Genomic DNA, 20,118 nt, shown 5'->3' with positions numbered 1-20,118 from the left:
CAGTACGAAGCTCAGCCAAGGGAAACGATGTCTGGTTGTCTGAAAATCCCTTGCTCCCCGGTCCGCCTCTTGGTGGGATGCATGGGCTTCGACGGCAGGAGGGGACAGCTTGGCGGTGTTCGGATGTGCGGGCTGCGGTGCAGTCCTGACGGCGGCGGTGTCGGAGGTGGCGTTGCCAATCCACCTGGCCGATACCCACTGGGAGACGCTGCACCCGCCACTGCTGGAGGCCGGGTCCTACGCCGTCGACCCCGCACCTTACGGGCCGCCGTGGCGGCAGTGGGACGAGGTCGGGGTGCGCGAGGCGGCGGAGCGGGGGCGCTTCGCGCCGTTCGGCGCGCTGTCCGACGGACCGTCGGGCACCGTCCTCCTCACGCCCGGCGACATGCGCGGCACCAGGCTGATCCTTGAGCGGGCCGGGGGCTACTGCATGGGGATCGACGGGAGGGACGGGCCGAACCTTGCCTGCCTGGGCTGCGATCTGCCGGTCGGAACGAGAATGGACGACTGTGGGTGCTGGCAGGTCGTCCGGCTCGTCCCGCAGGCGGTAGTGCGGCTGCCCGCCCCGCCGGAGCGGCCGGTCATGGACTGGGCGGAGCTGCTGGCGACCGGCGCGCTGTGGCACCGGCTGAGCGAGTACCGGGACATCCCGGCGGGCGTGGCTCTCGCCCAGGTGGTGGTGGCCGCCGGAGGCGCTCCGGTCGAGGTGGTGCCCGGGCCGGTCGCGGAGCTCCTCGGCCGGGCACTCGGTGCGCTACTGCCCGCCGAGCAAGGTGCGAAGCAGCTGGACCTGGCGGGACCGGGGTTCGGCGAGCCAGCCACTGACCTGGTGCTGGTGCCGGTCCATCCGCAGACCGGAGATATGTGGCAGCCGCGCGCCGGGGCGGTGCCGGTACCTATGGATGCCGCGCTCTGGGCCGAGCTAGCCTTCCCGCCACACCGGACCCGGCTACCGGTGATCGGTGGGCTGCCGACAGGGGTGGAGCGGGACGATCCGCTGCCGCCGCACCCGTGGTACCCGTTCCAGCCGTCCAGGGAGGCGTTTCGGTACACGCTCGCGCGGATGCCCGCCGTCAGGGAACCGTGGCTGCGGGCGATCTACGACCGAGGATGCTGACCTGTCAGAGAGTGCGGACCCAGACGTGGAGTTCGACGTAGTGGGTGTGGTCATGAACCGAGTGGCAGCTGGGACCAGGACACCCCCTGATCACACGTAGCTGACCGACATCACGCATTCAACTTCAGTAGCTTGGTTTTTAACCCCTGGGCGCTTTCGGGGGCGGGTCACATACTGGTTCGATGAGTTCGATCCCCTTGCGCCCCCGGTTCCGGGACCCTGGCAGCACGAAGTTCGACTTCCTTTCGTCGGTTCTCGTCTGCTGTCCCGGTTGCCGGAAGGTAGCCCGCGTCGGCACAGCACCAGACTCGTCCGGGCTGCACGGCCTCTTCGCGCCAAGGCGTCTCGTCTGCCGGAGCTGCGGGATAGCTAAGGAATGGAATCGTCGCGTTCTGGCCTTGCACCGGGACCGACACACGCCGGCCACAGACCCGTACTTCGATGTCCGGCTCTGGCTGCAGACCGAGACCCGGCACGGGTGGGTATGGGCCTACCACCTGGAACATCTGGACTTGATCAGACGGTTCGTTCAGGCACCGCTACGTGAAGGAATTCCTTGGCACGAGCCAGGCGGGAAGATGACCGTGGTGGCCCGCCTGCCCGGATGGATGCAGCAGGCCAGGAACCGTGACGAGGTGCTGCGGGCCATCGCTCGCATCCATGCCTCGCTGCTTTGTGCCTAACCTGATCCCTCACCCCTGCAGCGGTGGGCGGGGGGGCGTTGTCTTCTTCGTTCGTCGCTTTGCGGGGCGGCTGGGTTTGCCGATGGTGTGCACGTCGTAGCGTGTGGTGGGCTGGCTGTTCTTGCGGCCGGGCGGCCGTCCTGGACCGGGCTACGTCCATTTCGGTGCTCCGGCTGGGCAGGCGACCTTCGGGCGGAGGTGCCGAAAGTCGGAGCGGACTCGTGCGGGGGTGAGCCTGTCGGGCGGGGCCGGCTTCTCCCACGGCCGTCGGAGGTCGGCCGCCAGCGGGCGGGCGAGACATAGCTGGGTGAAAGCGGCGAGGATCAGCCAGGTCCAACGGTCGGCGGCTTCGAGGCTGCGGATCTTCGGGCAGGTCCAGCCCAGGGTCTGCTTGAACAGGCGGAAGGTGTGCTCGATGTCGAAGCGCCGCAGGAATGCCTGCCAGAGCATGTCGACTTCCGTCTCAAAGGGGGGCGTCGGTGCCTGACCACCACAGCCAGACCGGCTTCGGCGTCGCGCCGCTGGGCAGGTGCTCGACCTGCATACGGATCACCGTGCCCTCGATCAACGGTAGGGCACCCAGCTCGGAAGTCCAGGCCGAACGGTGAGTCAGTCGCGGATGGAGTCGGTCCCATGCCCGTGCGGTGGCCGTGCCGTAGAGGCGGTCGTGGCGACCGTCCGGGCGTCGGGAGTGTCCCAGGTGGCCGAGTCACCGAACTCGCTCTCGCCGCCATGACGGCCGACCCCCGGCACCGGGCTCACGCGGGGGGGTGCCCCTATGTGTTTGGTCAAGGTCGAAGGCCAGTAGGTTCGTGTGGTCGGGGGCGGCCGAGCGGTAGGGGTGTGCATGGGTGATGGCCAGGTCACGATCGATCTCACGAGTGACGAGGCGCTGGTGCTGTCGCACTGGCTGGAGAAGCTTCAGATGACGGATCTGAGTCGGGTTGTGGACGATCCGGCGGTCTGGGCACCGATCCATCGGATCGCCGGAACGCTGGACAAGGCGCTTCCCGAGCTGTTCGCATCTGACTATGACCAGCGGCTTGAGGCGGCTCGTCAGAGGCTGCGGCCGGAAGACTGATCGAGCGGTCTCAACTCCTCACCGAACTGCGGCGGGCCGGGGTTCGTAGAGGGTTCCGTCGCGGAGCATCGCGAAGAGGACGTCGGCCCGGCGGCGGGCGAGGCAGAGCAGGGCCTGGGTGTGGTGCTTGCCCTGGGCGATCTTCTTGTCGTAGTAGGCCCGCGATGCCGGGTCGCCCAGGGCGGCGAACGCGGAGAGGAAGAAGGCCCGTTTGAGCTGCTTGTTTCCCCGTCTGGAGGGCTGTTCGCCGCGGATCGATGAGCCCGAGCTCCGGGTCGCCGGGGCGAGTCCCGCGTATGCGGCAAGGTGGCCGGCGGTCGGGAAGGTGCTGCCGTCGCCGACCTCGATCAGGATCCTGGCTCCGGTCCTGACACCGATGCCCGGCATCGACGTCAGGACTTTCGAAAGAGGGTGGTCCTCCAGCAGTTCCTCGATCCGCCCGGCCAGCAGCTTGCGCTGGTCGAGGACGGCGGCCAGGGATCCGGCCAGGCTCGGGACGATCAGCGCGGCCGCCTCGGTGCCGGGAACGGTCACGGTCTGCTCGTCCAGGGCGGTGAAGATCTCCTCGACCAGCCGCTCGGCCATCCTCGGCGCCTTCGGTCGCAGCAGGGTGACCAGCCGCCGACGGCCCGCCTGGCGTATCTGGTCCGGTGACCCGAACCGTTCCAGCAGGGTGAGGACGGCCGGGTGCTGCAACCGCGGTCCCAGCACCCGTTCCAGCGACGGATGGACCTGGGTCAGCAGGCCGTGGAGCCGGTTCGCAACCCGGGTGGCCTCGCCTGCCAGGTCGTCGTCGAAGCCCACGATCATCCCCAGCTCGGCGATCGTCTCGTCCTCGCCGTCGATCGCCCGCAGCGTGTGGGGCATCGCGCGGGCGGCGTCGGCGATGATGAACGCGTCCTTCGCGTCCGCCTTCGCCTCGCCAGGGTAGAGGTCGGCAATCCGCCGCATCGTCAGGCCGGGCAGGTAGGCGACGGGACAGCCCATGTCGCGGGCGACCGCCAGTGGCAGGGCGCCGATCGAGGCCGGCTGGTCGACCACGACGAGCACTGTTCCGTGCTTGGCCTGGAGTTTCGCGAACAGCTCGCGGAGGGTGGGTTCGGTGTTGGGCAGGCGCTTGTCGAACGCCTTCTTCCCGGTCGGTGTGACGGCGGTGGCGTGGTGTTCGCCCTTGCCGACGTCCAGGCCGAGGAAGACGTCGATGTCGCCGGTGTCGATCACGTGCAGGCCCCTCCATCACGCTTTCGTCCGGCCTTGCCAGGGCACCGAGCTGCCACATCCACGTTACGGAGAGCTCTTCCGGCCTTGGGTGAAGCCGGTGCTCAAGCCCCTCATCAGCGGTCCGTCGATGCCTCCGGACCCGGTGACACCACCCCCCGGATCATCAACAACAAGGGGGGAAAGTCATGCCGGACCCGAAGGCCGGAGGCCCCATTGCGGAACCATGAAAAAGGTAACGGGGGGGACCGTGCGTCGCAGGACGCGGTCCGAGCGCATCCGGCCCAGCACCTGCACCGGCAGATCCTGCAGAAGGAAGGCCAGGCGGGGAACGTCGTAGCCGGCGTCCACCACGACCAGGATCTCCGGGTCGCCGTCCGTCCACTGCCCGGCATCGATCAGCCGCTCGACGAGCTCGCGCATCTGCCAGGCCGTGACAGCGGCGGCGTCATCGCCAGGTGCCAGACGCAGCGCGTCGAGCGGCGCGGTCCAGGAACTGCGGCCCGTCTCCAGTGCGCAGATCAATCACCGAGTACGGCCAACCGGGAGCGGGAATGTGCTGGTCCTTGCCCCGCCCGTAGGTGTGGCACAGGATCCGCTGCGGTGAGGCGTGAGCGCTGGGCCGCAGCCAGCAGGTGAGGTCGGCGGCCAGGACCAGCCGGCCGTCCGCCGCCCGCGGCAGAGGCACCGCAGCAAGGGCCCGTCGCAGTCGGGCCACATCGACCCGGCCTGCGGACAGGACATCGTAGAGCCCGCCGTGCCCGCGACGGTGTTCACCGACCAGCGACAGTTCCACCAGCGACCGGACCGTCCGCGCACAACACCGCGTCCGCGAGTTCGAACAGCGCGTCCGCACGCCTGGTCAGACAGGAGTAGAACTCACCCCGGAAGCGTGACAGTCCCACAAACGGATCCTGCCGGACAGCATGATGCAACAGACTCATCCCCACGGCCTTCGTGCTGAGCGTTGTGTGTTCCTTGGTCGGATCACATGCTCAGCCGAAGGCCACCTGCACGTACGGCAGTTACCAATCCGAGTGATCAAGTACGAGGACTCGTTCGGGCTCCATGGTTAAAGATCAAGCTAGCGGTGCCAGACCAGCGTGTAGCGCCAAAACAGTCGTCGGTGCAGCCGTGCACCGGGTAGTGCCTGGTGGGTGTCGCGAATGATCTCTGCAAAGGTCATAGTCGCCGGCCGGGTCGGGGCGGTCATTGACGCTGGTCGCGGCGCCTTGCGGCCTTTGTTCTTGATCCAGGCCATGGCCACGTTCGCCGGAATGGCCACGGAGTCGATCAGGTAATCGCTCAGAGACTGCGGGCGATAGACGCCGACGACGACCAGCGTTCCGTCGGGCGCCAGGTGCTGACGGAAGCAGGTGAGGGCGTCGCTGAACGGCATGTGATGGATGGTGGCGACACACGTGATGACGTCGTAGGGGCCAGGTGGCACCTCCTTCAGTGCGTCTCCGACGGTGAAGGTCACCGGGGCGGCGGGGTCTGTGACCTCCCGCGCGCGATCGACGATCGTGGGATGGACGTCGATACCCTGCACTGCTCCCGCCCGTGAGGCCACGAGTCTGGCGAGGTCACCGCTGCCTGATCCGACGTCCAGAGCCCTGTCGAGACGTCTGGGCAGCTGGCGCAGGATCCACCGGTGGTAGTGGGCGTTGTGGTCCCAGGGGTGGGTGGCATGGAACTGCTCAAGTGCTCGCAGGATGCGGGGCATCAATGTCGTCATGGCGTGAGTCCATCAGCCCCTTGGGCGACTGCGAAACCACAGCCGAGACAAAATGAGTGCTGGCCGGGGCGCCTGGCCTGGAACGACTGACAGCCGCTCGGCCGGGTATCCCGGCGGAGCGGCTGTCTAGACTGTTCGCCATCACACAACGGCGATCACGTGTTGCGACGATCCTTGGAATCCGCCCAGCTGCAATGCCGGGGGCGTGGCGTCTTCGCTGGACTCAGGCGGCCCAGCCGACCGAGGAGACGTTGCTGTAGGCGTCGTACTCGGAGCCGAGATCCTGAATGATGTCGTCCCAGATCGCATCGAGTTCGTCCACGTCATCATCCATCCACGCGTCGACGGCCCGATCCCACACGCCGCGTACATTGAGGCTGCGGCTGGACAGGTCCCGCTGATGCCGACCCTCGACGCGGGTCTGGTCGACGGGGTTGATCTCGATACGCGTTCCGCGGCCGTTGTTGTTGAGCCGCTTCTTCAGGTCCGCTGCCACGTTGCGGCGCCGCAGGTCCCAGTACGCGGCGTCTAGCCGTCCGCGGTTCGCCTTGTTCGGGATCCGCTCCTCGGCCAGCCACGCCATCAGGGTGCGGGGGGGGGAGACGTGGATCCCGGCGCGGTCCATCGCCTCGTACCCGGCATCCGTCTTGGTGAGGTAGTTCAAGCGTGCAGCGAGGCCGCGCTCGCTCTCTACGGGCGAGGCGATGCCGGTGACCATGTTCTCGATCGCGACACCGAGGGCGTCCGCACCGGGCAGGCCCCGGGCGTTGAACGCACCCAGGTCCATCCAGCGCCCGGCCATCAGCGGCCCACCGTGCCCACGGTGTACTCACCGGAGGCTTTGACGTCGCTGTGCTTGACCTTCATCTGGGACACGCCCCGGCCCTCGGGGAAGACCTGCCTCCAGTCACCGGTGACGTGGAGTTCGTCGGTGCCCATCATCGCGACGACCTCGAGCCCGGCCTGATGGGCCTTGTACGCCTTGCCCCACAGGTTCGCGTACGCCTGGCTGTGAATGATGTGCATCCAGTCCGGGCGCACCAACTCCCGGTGGCGGACCTGCGGGGGACGTTGGCGGCTCTGCGGCTCGGAGGGCCGCTGGTGCCGCGCTTTTGATGCGAGTGCGGAAGCTTTCAGGGCAGTCAGTAGGTTTATGTCTGTTTCTAGCGCTTCCGGGATGGCGGCGTGATCACTCGGTGCTGCACGGCCGGGTCGCATTGTCAGTGCCGCTGCATAGGGTCCTTACCCGACGATCACTTGCTTATCGGGAGGGGCGAAGGCGTGCGCGACGGAATTCGGTGGCTGGTCGGTCTGGAGCACTGGATGTCCAGTGTGGTGTTCGCACGCGGGATATCCGCGCAGGAGCTGGCGGTACGCATGGGAGGCAATCGGGACGCCGCGACCGTGCCGGTCACCGACGCCGACGCCTGGGTCCTTGATGAGTGGTACCGGCCAGGCGAGGACGGTGACGGTGTCGTACGCGTCGGAGAGCAGGAGGGCTGGGCGTTCGCTCTGGCGTACGGGCACTCTACCGGCGGGGACCGTTTGGCAGAGATCTCCCGAAAGGGCGTCGAAGCCGTTCACTACGTGCCGATACAAGAGCATCCACCGGCCACAGTCTTCTACGCTCGGGACGGTGTGGAACTATGCGGCTTCGGGCTGCGCGAGGAAATTTGGCGCTGGGGCCGGGAGCCTGACCTGCTGCTCCCCGACCTTGTGAGCGGGCACGTGCTGCAGCCCGACGGGAAAACGCTCATCGCCCCCGAAACGGAGCACTACACGGATGCCTACCGACGCACCCTCGGCGTCATCGAGCAGCGATTCGGGCTCTCGCTCTCCCCGGCCTACCTGAACGAAGCCCGCCTGCCAGCGTATGCAGTTCGCGGCACACCAGACATGCGCGTCTGAGCGATCGCAGCCGTCGCCAACTCATCTGCTCACTCGCCAACCGCGGCCAGCGATTGCGGTCGTATTGCTCGGTAGGCCACCTGCTTCGTAGTGAAGCTACCAGCGTCAGCTTCGGTGAGGATGCCGGGCTTGACCAGACGTTTCAGCTTGGCGCGGGTGCCCACGATGTCCTTGGGCAGCAGTTCGTGGTCGAGGGCTTACACCCGGACTACCTCCGCATCCTCGCCGTCTTCAACGAGGCCACCAACCCTCTTGGGGCCCGCGATGTCTGCGAGGGCAAGTCTTCCGAAATCCCACCTGGATCGAACTACGCACCTATTTATACCTTCGATTCGTCGTCAGCTGGGGACACAGGCGTGCCACCTTGATGCGCTTGGCGCAGGCGAACGGGTCCCCGCACTGTGGCTGGTTGTCCCAGATTGCGGAAACGCCGAGAACGGGCTGTCCACACCACTGGCAGATCGAGTTTCGCGACCGGTCGGTCATCCCGGATCACTCCTCTGTCAGTCATTCCTGGCGCCACGGGGTCCTTCATTCTCGGCCACCAGCGCTGTTACGGCTACGTGCTCTCTGGCTACCTCACGCAGTACAAGGTCACAGACCGGGACCGTGCCCGCGTCGGGGCGACGCGGGCAGGGGCACACGTCGACCGGCTCGGACAAGACCATCATGGTGACCGTGGCCGCACTGCGGATGCCCCGCACGGTGCGGTCGGCATCCTGGTTCAGCCCCTCCCCCTCCTCACCCAGACCGTGGAGGCGTGGCGTGCGGTCGGGCACACGCCCTCGCTGTCGGTGTGAGGCCTCGGCGCCGATCCAAGTCGCCAGCCGGCAGGGCGTCCGTATGTACTGGCACCTCAGGGGAGAGTGAGTCTGCTGCGCCCGGCCGAGCCCAGGTAGCTCAGCCGGGCGGAAGCGAGTCGCAAGCTGCGCTACCTGCTCGTCGCCTTCGTGGTAGCCGTAGTCCTCACCCTTGCCGTCGTCATGGCCGTTGCCGTCGTCGTAGCGGTCGTACCTGCAGTTGATGCAGGCGCTTCCGAAGCCGGCGTCAGGGGCGGACCCCGCAGATCGCCAGCAGGCAGAGGTTGAAGCCCTGGGTGTTGCTCGGTCCGGCGCTACCTCCGGAATTGGGGCCGCCGACCGAACAGCGGGAGAGTAGGCACAGGTTGCCGCCCTGGACCCCTCGGTAGGCGTACGTGGTGGCCGAAGACGCATCGCGCGGATGGTCCGCCCGTATCGACTGCACCTTGGGTGCGGCCGACCCACGGCCCTCGGTGGCTCCGGCGACGGTCCCGGTCGACATCAACAGTGCGGCGGCGGCAGTGGTCGCGACGCCCCAACGCAGCACATTGGCGGGGAGATTCATGAACGCTCCAGTGGTCTCGTAGGTCTCATCTCGGCTGAACTCCGACGTGGGATCTTCGGAGCCGCTCGCCGCGCGGCTTGGTGACTGGCTCGAACCCATCGCTCTTTGACTTGTGTGCGGCTGTGAAGTCCGAAACTTGCCACACATAGATGTGCCGTGCATCACACCGCCAATCCGGTGGCCGTACGGCTCCGAAAGACTGATGTGCGAGCCCATTCGGGGCAACCACGACTATCTGAAGTCCGCGACCGTACATACGTAAGGCGTGGCGCAGGTTCGCAACCGCGATGCCAACTGGCTTCCGGCGGTCTTCTACCGAGGTGAGAACGCGTGACCGACGCACCGTACGACGGGGCTCCTCTCCACACACTCGCGCTGACCGCGGCACAGCGCGGTCTCTGGTTCGCCCAGCGAATGGACGCGCGGAACCCGTCGTACAACGTGGCCGAGTACGCGGACATCCGGGGCCGGGTGGACCCGGCGCTCTTGCGTGCGGCCGTGGACAGGGTCGCGGACGAGCAGGAAGCGCTGCGTCTGACTTTCGGTGAGCGCGACGGAGTTCCCTTTCAGCGTGTTCACGCGAGTGTGGACATCGAGGTTCCGCTGGTCGATCTGTCGCGCTTCGACGATCCGCACGCCGAGGCGCTTCGGCGCATGGAGGAGTGCCTGGGGCGGCCGGCGGACATCGCCACCGGGCCGCTCGTGCGCATGACGCTCTTCCGCCTGACCGAGGAACGCCACCTCTTCCATCAGCAGGTGCACCATCTGGCGCTCGACGGGTACGGCGCGGCGCTCGCCCTCGCCCGGATAGCCGAGGTCTACACCGATTCCCTTACCCCGGCTGCGGCCAGCAGCGGGCCCTGCCCGGAGTCCGCCTTGGGGGCGCTGGTCGAGGAGGAGGAGACGTACCGGACCTCCACAAGGCACTGCGCGGACGGCGAGTTCTGGGCGGACTATCTGGCTGGCGCCCCCACTACCACCGGACTGGCCGCGGAGCGGCGCTCCCCCGGTTACGGCGCATTGCGCGTACGCCGGGAGTTCACGGCCCCGGAGGCCGAGCGGCTGCGTGCGGCAGCCAAGCACGCGGGCGCCGGGTGGCCCACGCTGTTCATGGCGGCCATGGCCGTCTACCTGCACCGCAGCCGAGGGCTCGGGGAGGTCGTACTGGGACTGCCGGTCACCGGACGGCGCACCTCACTGGCTCGTGCGACGCCGAGCATGCTCAGCAACATCCTGCCGATGCGGCTGCGCATATCCCCGTCCGACCGGGTTGCGGACGTCGCCAAGCAAGCGTCAGCCCAAGCCCGCAAGGTCCTGGCGCACCAGCGCTACCCGTCGGAGAGCCTGCGCCGCGACCTCGGCCTCACCGGTACGGACGTCCCACTGACCGGACCTTCGGTCAACGTCCTCGCGTTCGACGACCGACTCACCTTCGGCCCGCACCAGGCGACGCTTCACAACCTGTCCATCGGCCCGGTGGAGGACATGGCACTCGCCGTGCACGCCTCGTACGCCGACGGCGGGATCCATGTCGACCTGCTCGGCAACCCCGGCCTCTACACCTCGCAGGATCTGGCTGCCCATCACGAGCGTCTGTGCCGTCTGATCGAGGCCTTCGCCGACGACCCTGAGCGGACGATCGGCAGCCTGCGCGTCGTCGGCGACATCGAACGGCTCCAGGTCCTGGGGCTGGGCGCCCCGGCTCCCCTACCCGCCGACGCCGCGGGACAGAACCGGGCCACCCTCCCCGAGCAGCTCGCCCACCAAGCACAGACCACCCCTACGGACACCGCCGTGGTCTGCGGCGGCGACCGGCTCACCTTCGGGGAGCTCGACGCCCAGGTCGACACCCTCGCCGGGGTACTGGCCGCCAGGGGTGCCGGGCCCGGCACCCGGGTGGCCGTCGGTCTGCCCCGGTCCACGGATCTGGTGGTGGCGATGCTCTCGGTGATGCGCACGGGTGCCGCCTATCTGCCGCTCGACCCCTCGTACCCCACCGAGCGGCTCGCCTTCATGGTGGAGGACTCGCAGCCGATCGCGCTCGTCGCCACGGCGGAGACCGCCCGCGTCATCGACCCGCAGGGCGCGCTCCCCTTGGTGGACCCCGACCTGGCTGGCCTGGAGCCGGTCGTGGTCGAACCGGGACGGGGAGGCGTCCGGGACGCGGCGTACGTCATCTACACATCCGGTTCCACCGGCAGGCCCAAGGGCGTCGTCGTGGAGCACCGATCGCTGAGCAACCTCCTCGAACACCACCGGCGGGAAACCCACGCGCTGGCCGAGCGGACGCTCGGCCGGCGACTGAGGGTCGCTCTGACCGCGGCCACCTCCTTCGACGCCTCGTGGGACCCGGTGCTGTGGATGGTCGCGGGCCATGAACTGCACATCGTCGACGACGACATCCGGCGCGACCCCGAAGCGCTGGTGGACTTCCTGGTCGAGCAGCGCATCGACGCCATCGAGACCACCCCCACCTACTTGCGTCAGATGCTCACCGCCGGGCTGCTCACCGCCCCGCAGCACCGGCCCCTGGTGATCGCCCTCGGCGGGGAAGCCGTCGACGACGACCTGTGGAACGAGCTCGCCGCCCAGTCCGGCCTGCTGGTCTTCAACTACTACGGCCCCACCGAGACCACCATCGACGCCGTGACCACCCGGATTACGGGCGACACCCCGTCCATCGGCCGCCCGGTCGCCGGCGCCGGGGCTTACGTGCTCGATCCGTCTCTGCATCCGCTTCCGCACGGAGCGGCCGGTGAGCTGTACCTGTCCGGCGAGGGCGTGGCGCGAGGCTATACCGGGCGCCCGGGGCTGACCTCGGAGCGGTTCCTGCCGGACCCGTTCGGGCCGCCGGGGAGCCGGATGTACCGCACGGGAGACCTCGCCCGCTGGAGCGAGAGCGGCGCCCTGGAGTTCCTGGGCCGCAGCGACCGCCAGATCAAGGTACGTGGCTACCGCGTGGAGACCGGCGAGATCGAGTCCGCGCTACGGAGCCTGCCGGGTGTCACCGAGGCGGCGGTCGCCCTGACTGGCTCCGTGGACGAGGTGGAACGGCTCGCCGCGTACCTGGTGACCGACGGCCTCGAGGGGGCCCAAGGCCTCGCGGACGTACGGGACGCCTTGGCCGGCCTGCTTCCCGAGCACATGGTGCCGACCGCGTGGGCGACCGTGCCGCGGCTGCCGCTCACCCCGAACGGCAAGCTCGACACCGGCCAGCTGCCGCAGGCCACGCCGGTCGCGGCCGGGGGTGGCACACCGCACACCGCCGATGAGGAACTGATGTGCGCGGTCTTCGCCGAGTGCCTGGGCGTGCCCCGGGCCGGCCGGGACGACAACTTCTTCCAGCTGGGCGGGCATTCGCTGCTGGCGACCCGCCTGGTGAGCCGGATACGCGCGGCCTTCGGCGTAGAGATGCCGATCAGCACCCTCTTCGAGTCGCCGACCCCGGCCGGTCTCGTCGCCGTACTGGAATCCTCCGCGGCGGCGCGGCCACCGGTCGAGGCCGCGTCGCCGCGCCCGGAGCGGTTGCCGTTGTCCTTCGGGCAGCAGAGGCTGTGGCTCTTGGAGGAGCTGGGCGAAGCCGGCGCCGCCTACCATCTGCCGGTTGCCCTCAGGCTGTCGGGCCCACTGGACCGCGAAGCGCTCGCCGACGCGCTCGCCGATCTGGCTGCGCGGCACGAGAGTCTGCGTACCCTCTTCGCCGTCGATGAGGAAGGCCCCCACCAGCACGTCCTCGCCCCCGAGACCGCCCGCCCGGCGCTCGTGGTGATGCCGGAGGGCCGGGCACCTGTCGAACCCGACCGCACCCCCTTCGCTCTGGGGCGTGAACTACCCCTGCGCGCTCACCTGTTCCCTACCGGACCGGACGAGCAAGTGCTGGTACTGACGCTGCATCACATTGCGGCGGACGGATGGTCGATGGGTCCGCTCATGCACGACCTGGCCACCGCCTACGCGGCGCGCACCGTCGGCGAGGCTCCGTCGTGGGACGCCCTTCCCGTGCAGTACGCCGACTACGCCCTGTGGCAGCGCGACCTGCTCGGCGACCCTCGGCGCGACGGCAGTCTCGCGGGACGCCAGCTCGCCGGATGGGTGCAGCTCCTCGAAGGGCTCCCGGAGGAGCTGACCTTCCCCGCCGACCGTGCGCGCCCGGCGCGGTCGTCCGGCCGGGGCGGCGTGGTGCCCGTACGGATCGACGCCGCCACGCACCGCGCCCTGGTGCGGCTGGCAGCGGACTGCGGGGCCAGCACGTTCATGGTGCTGCACGCGGCGCTGGCCGCCCTGATGACGCGTCTTGGCGCCGGTGACGACATCGCGATCGGTACGCCGGTGGCGGGCCGCACCGACGAGTCACTCACGGACATGGTGGGCTTCTTCGTCAACACACTGGTGCTCAGGGCAGACACGTCCGGCGAACCGAGCCTGCGGGAACTCGTGGAGCGGGTACGCCGTGCCGACCTCGCGGCGTTCGCACTCCAGGACATTCCATTCGAGCGAGTCGTGGAGAAGGTGGCGCCGGCGCGCTCCCTCTCCCGCCACCCCCTCTTCCAGGTCATGCTCAGCCTCAACAACACCCCGGCGCCACGCCCCGCACTGGCGGGCCTCAGCGTGAGCCACGACTCGTCCATCGGCCGTTCAGGAGCCAAGTTCGACCTCACCTGGGACCTGACCGAACAGCACGACGGTGACGGCGCGCCGGGCGGTGTGGTCGGTGAGCTGGAGTTCAGCGAGGACCTCTTCGACCGGAGCACCGCCGAGCGCTTCGCCGAGCACTTCACGCGGCTGCTGCGGGCGGCCCTCACCGCCCCCGACCTTCCCACGGCCGACGCCGACTTCCTGACGCCGGACCAGCACGACGCAGCACTGGACGAACTGCCCCGAACCCATCAGAAGCCGATGTCCGGGTCCTTCCTCGCCCACCAGGGGGCACCGGGTGAGGGCTGGACGGTGGTGGACGTGCTCACCACCCGCGCAGCCACTGAGCCGGGCCGTACTGCCGTGGTCGCCTCCGACGGCCGCCTCAGCTTCGGTGACCTGCTGGCCCGCGGCGAACAACTGGCCTGCATACTGGCGGACGCGGGGGTCCGCAGCGGTGACCGGGTGGCGGTGGCCCTGCCCCGGACGTCGCTGCACATCGTGGCACTGCTCGGGGTGCTGCGCGCCGGAGCCGTGTACGTGCCCCTCGATCCCTCGCATCCCCGTACCCGCAACCGGCGGATCCTCGAAACCGCCGCGCCCCGGCTGCTGCTGACCACGGCCGCTGTGCAGGACTCGCTGCCACCGGCGGCAGAGAGTCTGCTCCTCGACGACCCGGCGGTGTGGCGCCCGGCCGGCGGTCCGCCACCGAAGGCGCCGCGCGCCCAGGACGCCGCGTATGTGCTCTACACCTCGGGGTCCACAGGCCTGCCCAAGGGCGTCGTCGTCGAGCACCGGTCCCTGGCGAACCTCTTCGCCAGTCACCGTGAGAAGCTGATGGAGTCGGCCGAGGCAGGAAACAACGGCCTCCCGCTGCGAGTCGCGCTCACGGCGGCCATGACCTTCGACGCCTCCTGGGACCCGCTCCTGTGGATGGTCGCCGGACACGAACTGCACCTGGTGGACGACGCGACGCGCCGCGACCCCGAAGCGCTCACCGCTCTCGTGCACGCCAGCTCGATCGATGTCGTCGAGACCACTCCGTCCTTCCTCGAACAGCTGCGGGCCTGCGGCCTGTTCGCCCCCGCGCAGCCCCGCCCGCGCGTCCTCGCACTCGGCGGCGAAGCCGTGAACGAGTCGCTGTGGCAAGAGCTGTCAACACTCCAGGGCATCACGGTGTGGAACCTGTACGGGCCCACCGAGACCACCGTGGACAGCGTGATGGGCCGCGTCACCGCCGGTGCCCGCCCCCACCTGGGCCGTGCCGTCACCGGCACCCGCGCGCGGGTGCTCGACGAACGGCTGCGCCCGGTCGCCCCGGGAGTCACGGGTGAGCTCTACCTCTCGGGCGCCGGCCTGGCCCGCGGATACGAGAACCGCCCGTCCGCCACGGCGGCCCGTTTCCTGCCAGACCCGTACGGCGCCCCGGGGACCCGGATGTACCGCACGGGTGACCTCGTGCGGCGCAAGGAGGGCCGCCTCGAATACGTGGGGCGCGCCGACGGGCAGGTCAAGGTGCGAGGCTTTCGCGTCGAGACCGGCGAGATCGGGACGGTGCTCACCGCACACCCCTACGTGGCCCACTCAGCGGTCGCCGTACAGCCGGACGCGCAGGGCGAAGGGCGGCTCGTGTGCTGGGTCGTCGCGTGCGACGGGCAGGAACTGTCCACCCGCGCACTGCGTGCCTACCTGGCCGACCGGCTTCCGGCGTACATGGTCCCGACGGCGGTCATACCTGTGGCCGCGCTGCCGCTGACCGCGCACGGCAAAGTCGACTTCGCCGCGCTGCCCACCGCAGCGGACGCCGCCCCGGGCCCGGGGGCCGGCGCGGCCGACACCGACCCGCCCAGGTCCGCTCCGGAGGAGATCCTCTGCGCCCTGTTCGCGGAAAGCCTCGGGCACGAACAGGTCGGCCGAGGCGACGACTTCTTCGAACTCGGCGGGCACTCACTGCTGGCCACCCGTCTCATCAGCCGGATCCGTTCGGCGTTCGCTGTCGAGCTACCGGTCCGTGCCCTGTTCGAGTCCACCACCCCGGCGGCGCTCGCCGAGCGGCTGGGACAAGCGGGTGCGGCGCGTCCCGCGCTGAGCAGGGCCCCCAGGCCGCCCAAGCCCCCGCTGTCCCCTGCGCAGCAACGGCTCTGGTTCCTGGACCAACTGGAGCCGGACACCGCCGCGTACCACATATCCGTCGCGGTGCGGCTGAGCGGCGTCCTGGACCGTACGGCGCTGCACCGGGCGCTCGCCGATGTGGTGGCCCGGCACGAGAGCCTGCGCACCCTCATCAAGGTCAGCGGCGGCGAACCCTTCCAGGCGGTGCTCGCCCCCGGTGATGCGCGCCCCGGCATGCCGGTGATCGCCCTGGAGGAGCCGGCTCTCGCGCGGGCCCTGCGGGAGGCGAGCGGGCGGCCGTTCGACTTGGCGCAGGAGATACCGATACGCACCGAGCTGTTCCAGCTCGCCGAGGACCAGCACACCCTGCTGATCACCGTGCATCACATCGCGGCCGACGGGTGGTCGATGGGTCCGCTGGCCCAGGACCTGGCCGGGGCGTACGCGGCGCGGACGGCCGGACGCTCGCCCAGCTGGGCGCCGCTGCCGGTTCAGTACACGGATTACGCCCTGTGGCAGCGCGGCCTGCTCGGCCGCGCCGACGACCCGGACTCCCCGGCTGCCCGTCAACTTGCGCACTGGACGGCGGAGATGTCCGGGGCGCCGGAGGAGACATCGCTGCCCGCCGACCGGACCAGGCCCGCCGTCTCCGGTGGAAGCGGTGGCATCGTGACGTTCCAGGTACCGGCGGATACGACCGCTGCCCTCGGCCGGCTGGCCAGGATGTCCGCGACCAGCACGTTCATGGTCCTGCACGCCGCGCTGGCGGCCGTCCTGCACCGCGCGGGGGCCGGGGACGACGTCGTCATCGGCACACCGGTGGCCGGGCGGACGGACGAGGCCCTCGAACCGCTTGTCGGCTTCTTCGTCAACACGCTCGCCCTGCGCACCGAGGTGAACCCGGAAACGACGTTCAGAGAGCTGCTGGCCCGGGTAAGGGAGACCGACCTGGCCGCCTACGCCCACCAGGAGCTGCCGTTCGAGCGCGTCGTGGAGGCCTTGCAGCCCACGCGCTCCCTCGCCCGACATCCCCTCTTCCAGGTGATGCTCACCCTCAACAACACCCGGGCGCCCCGACTGGACCTGCCGGGCCTGCGGGCGCGGATGGAAGGAGTCGACACAGGAGGCGCCAAGTTCGATCTCTCCTTCGGCTTCACCGAGCAGCCCGGAGCGGCGCCCGGTGAGGAAACTCTCGACGCCACCCTGGAGTTCAGCCGGGATCTCTTCGACGAGGGCACGGCCCGCCGGATCACGAAGTGGTTCCTGCGGCTGCTCGACCAGGCCGTGGGCAAGCCGGGCACCAAGGTCGCCGACCTGGCTCTGATCGACGAGAACGAGCAGGCGCGGCTGCTGGCCCTCGGCCACGGAGGCGACGCAGCCACCAGTCCGGCGACCGTCCTCGACCGGTTCACAGAGACAGTCGCCGCGGCCCGCAGCGGTGACATCGCGGTCACCGCGCCCGACGGCCGGATCTCGTTCTCGGAGCTCGACGCACGCTCCGAGAGCATCGCCGCCCTGCTGAAGGAATCTGGTGCGCACCCCGGCGACGTGGTGGCCGTGTTGCTGCCCCGGTCCGTCGACTCCATCGCGACCCTGCTCGGCGTACTCAAGACCGGCTGCGTCTACGCGCCGGTCGACGAGTCCCTCCCCCAGGGCCGGATCGATGCTGTCCTCGACGACGCCCGCCCCCGGCTCGTCGTCACCGCCGGCGCCACGACCGGCCGGGTCGCGGAGGTCTGGCCCCAACTGCTGATCGACAGCTCCGGACCGGCCCGCTTCCTGACGGCGCCGGCCACTACCGCGCCCCACGTCCGGCCCAGGCAGGGCTCGGCGGCGTACCTCATCCACACCTCGGGGTCGACCGGGCGCCCCAAGGGGGTGCTCGTCGGGCACGGCTCGCTGGCCCGGCTGCTGGATCACCACCGGCGGCAGGTCTTCGCCCCGGCGGTGCGCGCGAGCACTAGCCGGCGGCTTCGGGTGGCCCTGACCTCCGCCCTGTCCTTCGACGCCTCTCTCGACCCCGTACTGTGGATGATCGACGGACACGAGTTGCACGTGCTTGAAGACCTGACCAGGCGCGACTCGGAGGCCCTCGTCGAAGCGGTGCGTGATCAGCGCCTCGACGTCCTGGAGTCGACACCGACCCACGTGCGCCAACTGCTGGACGCCGGTCTGCTCGCGCCAGGTCCGCAGCACCGCCCGTCGGTCCTCGTTCTCGGCGGCGAGGCTGTCCCGCAGGCGTTGTGGACCGCGCTGCGCGAGGTGCCCGAGGTGCGGTCCTGGAATTTCTACGGTCCGACGGAAGCCACCGTCGACACCGTCGTCGCCCTGCTCGCCGAGACGGACCGCCCCGTACTGGGCACGCCGGTCACCGGCACCCGCGCGTATCTGCTGGACGCGCGGCTGCGCCCCGTGCCGGTGGGGGTGGTCGGCGACCTGTATCTCGCCGGCGACAGTCTCGCACTCGGTTATCACGGCCGGCCGGCCGAGACGGCGCGAGGCTTCGTACCCGATCCGTATGGCCCGGCCGGAGCACGGATGTACCGCACCGGAGACCGCGCGTGGCGCGGCCACGACGGCGCGCTGGAATTCGCGGGGCGCGCCGACAGCCAGGTCAAGGTGCGCGGCTTCAGGGTCGAGCCCGACGAGATCGCGGCCGTGCTCGAAGCCCACCCCGATGTCGTCCAGGCCGGCGTGATCGCACGCGACGGCGGCTCGGCGGGGACACAGCTCGCCGCCTACCTGGTCCTGTCCGAAGCGACCGAAGCGAGAGAAGCGGCCGGGACAGCGGCAGGTCTCGCGGCGATACGGGCCCACGCGGCCCGCAACCTGCCCGCGTACATGGTCCCCGCAGGCTGGCAGCCCCTGGACCGCATCCCGCTCACCCCCAGCGGCAAGCTGGACCGAACGGCCCTGCCCGACCCGGCGCCGTCCGCACCCGCCGGCAGCACCGACGGGACCGGCAGGGCGCCTCGCAACCCCCGTGAGGACGTGCTGTGCACCCTCTTCGCGGAGGTGCTCGGCGCCGAACAGGTGCTGATCGACGACGACTTCTTCGCGCTGGGCGGTCACTCCCTGCTCGCGACCCAGCTCATCGGCCGTATCCGCACCGCCTTGGGCGTCCAGGCCAGCATCCGCAGTCTCTTCGAGGCGCCGACCGTCGCCGCGCTCGCGCAACGACTCCTCGACGACACCGACGACAACGCGCTGGCGACGCTGCTGCCTCTGCGCACCACCGGGGACCGTCCTCCACTGTTCTGTGTCCACCCCGCGGGCGGACTGGCATGGTCGTACGGCGGGCTGCTGCCCCACCTCGACCCCGACCAGCCGGTGTACGGCCTGCAGACCCCCAACCTCGACGGGACCGCCCCCTTCCCGGACAGCATGGAGGCGATGGCAGCCGTGTACGTGGCCGAGATTCGCTCCGTACAGCCCCGCGGGCCGTACCACCTCTTCGGCTGGTCCTTCGGCGGCAACCTCGCGCAGGAAGTCGCGGTACAGCTTCAGGAGGCCGATGAGCAGGTCGCGCTGCTGACCATCCTCGACGCCTTCCCGATCGCGCCGCTCGACGACCTGGACAACGCCGCCCGTGACACCGTGTTCCGGGCGCTGCTGTCCAACATCGGCATGGGCGAGGAGGAGCTCGAAGGCGACGGCGAGGTCGAGGCGACCGCCGTACGGGACGCGTTCCGCCGCAGCGGCAGCCCGCTCGGGTCTCTCGAACCGGCCACCATCGACACGATGGTGGACAACTTCGCCGGCCAGGCCCGGCTGATGCGCACGTACACCCCCCGCACGTTCCGGGGCCCCGTCCTCTTCTTCACCGCCGCCGAAGGCCGCCCCCGCGACACCTTCGGACTCGAACTGTGGGCGCCCTACATCGACGGGCACATCGAGAACCACGACGTGGAGTGCGCGCACGCCCAGATGATGCAACCGGCCGCGCGGGCACAGATCGGCACAACCCTGACCGTCGCACTGCGCGCCGGCCACCACACCGCACAAGGAGACCACTCATGACGAACCCCTTCGACGACCCGCAGACCCAGCACCGCGTCCTCGTCAACGACGAGGGCCAGCACGCCCTGTGGCCGTCCTTCGCCGACGTCCCCGCCGGGTGGGAAGCTGTATTCGGCCCCGCCGCCCACGCCGCCTGCCTGGACTACGTGGATGTCCACTGGACGGACCTCACGCCCAGGAGCGCCCGCGTCGCCATGGCCTGATCCAGGCCCGCCGCCCCCAGATCACAGCACGACTCATA

At 69.6% G+C, this 20,118-nt stretch carries 10 protein-coding genes and 3 pseudogenes; 6 read left to right on the top strand and 7 right to left on the bottom strand.

The features are described from left to right. The first annotated feature begins 166 nt into the window (after positions 1 to 166). Positions 167 to 1,117, top strand: coding sequence for a hypothetical protein (locus tag ACFC51_RS20520; RefSeq protein ID WP_376376664.1), 951 nt, complete (start codon positions 167 to 169; stop codon positions 1,115 to 1,117). 182 nt (positions 1,118 to 1,299) lie between these two features. Continuing rightward, positions 1,300 to 1,800: a hypothetical protein gene (locus ACFC51_RS20515; protein WP_376530021.1), complete on the top strand. Its 501-nt coding sequence runs from the start codon at positions 1,300 to 1,302 to the stop codon at positions 1,798 to 1,800. A 9-nt stretch (positions 1,801 to 1,809) separates the two neighbouring features. Here ACFC51_RS20515 and ACFC51_RS20510 read toward each other — a convergent pair. Continuing rightward, positions 1,810 to 2,578: pseudogene (locus ACFC51_RS20510) on the bottom strand (transposase); the annotation flags it as partial. Positions 2,579 to 2,647: 69 nt separating this feature from the next. Here ACFC51_RS20510 and ACFC51_RS20505 point away from each other — a divergent pair. Beyond that, positions 2,648 to 2,881: a hypothetical protein gene (locus tag ACFC51_RS20505; protein ID WP_376376668.1), complete on the top strand. Its 234-nt coding sequence runs from the start codon at positions 2,648 to 2,650 to the stop codon at positions 2,879 to 2,881. Between the two features lie 18 nt (positions 2,882 to 2,899). Here the strand turns inward: ACFC51_RS20505 and ACFC51_RS20500 are convergent, their stop codons facing one another. The 5 genes and pseudogenes from ACFC51_RS20500 to ACFC51_RS20480 form a co-directional block, all read right to left on the bottom strand. Further along, positions 2,900 to 4,102 (bottom strand): IS110 family transposase, encoded by a 1,203-nt coding sequence (locus tag ACFC51_RS20500; protein ID WP_376530019.1) that lies wholly within the window; start codon positions 4,100 to 4,102, stop codon positions 2,900 to 2,902. Between the two features lie 237 nt (positions 4,103 to 4,339). After that, positions 4,340 to 5,043, bottom strand: a pseudogene (locus tag ACFC51_RS20495) (transposase); the annotation flags it as partial. 140 nt (positions 5,044 to 5,183) lie between these two features. Then, entirely contained in the window at positions 5,184 to 5,837 is a 654-nt protein-coding gene (locus tag ACFC51_RS20490) for a class I SAM-dependent methyltransferase (protein WP_376530017.1), read from the bottom strand. Positions 5,838 to 6,060: 223 nt separating this feature from the next. After that, positions 6,061 to 6,639, bottom strand: coding sequence for a transcriptional regulator (locus ACFC51_RS20485; protein ID WP_376530015.1), 579 nt, complete (start codon positions 6,637 to 6,639; stop codon positions 6,061 to 6,063). Next, positions 6,639 to 6,896, bottom strand: a pseudogene (locus tag ACFC51_RS20480) (DNA-binding protein); the annotation flags it as partial. The gene ACFC51_RS20485 and the pseudogene ACFC51_RS20480, both read right to left, overlap by 1 nt. 222 nt (positions 6,897 to 7,118) lie before the next feature. On the opposite strand from ACFC51_RS20480, the gene ACFC51_RS20475 reads away from it, so the two are divergent. Further along, positions 7,119 to 7,745: a DUF6461 domain-containing protein gene (locus ACFC51_RS20475; RefSeq protein ID WP_376530014.1), complete on the top strand. Its 627-nt coding sequence runs from the start codon at positions 7,119 to 7,121 to the stop codon at positions 7,743 to 7,745. Positions 7,746 to 8,792: 1,047 nt separating this feature from the next. Here ACFC51_RS20475 and ACFC51_RS20470 read toward each other — a convergent pair. Continuing rightward, complete coding sequence (locus ACFC51_RS20470) at positions 8,793 to 9,110, bottom strand: hypothetical protein (RefSeq protein ID WP_376530013.1); 318 nt, start codon at positions 9,108 to 9,110, stop codon at positions 8,793 to 8,795. 330 nt (positions 9,111 to 9,440) lie between these two features. Here ACFC51_RS20470 and ACFC51_RS20465 point away from each other — a divergent pair, with 330 nt between their 5' ends. Together ACFC51_RS20465 and ACFC51_RS20460 are read left to right on the top strand one after the other, a co-directional pair. Then, the gene (locus ACFC51_RS20465; protein ID WP_376530012.1) at positions 9,441 to 19,877 is read left to right on the top strand and encodes an amino acid adenylation domain-containing protein; all 10,437 of its coding nucleotides are present in this window, start codon (positions 9,441 to 9,443) and stop codon (positions 19,875 to 19,877) included. Further along, positions 19,874 to 20,080 (top strand): MbtH family protein, encoded by a 207-nt coding sequence (locus ACFC51_RS20460; RefSeq protein ID WP_376376669.1) that lies wholly within the window; start codon positions 19,874 to 19,876, stop codon positions 20,078 to 20,080. Before ACFC51_RS20465 ends, ACFC51_RS20460 begins: the two co-directional genes overlap by 4 nt. The last annotated feature ends 38 nt before the right edge of the window (positions 20,081 to 20,118 follow it).

This window comes from Streptomyces sp. NPDC055962 (assembly GCF_042270185.1).
GTDB lineage: Bacteria > Actinomycetota > Actinomycetes > Streptomycetales > Streptomycetaceae > Streptomyces.
This window is presented reverse-complemented; position numbering and strand designations above follow the sequence as displayed.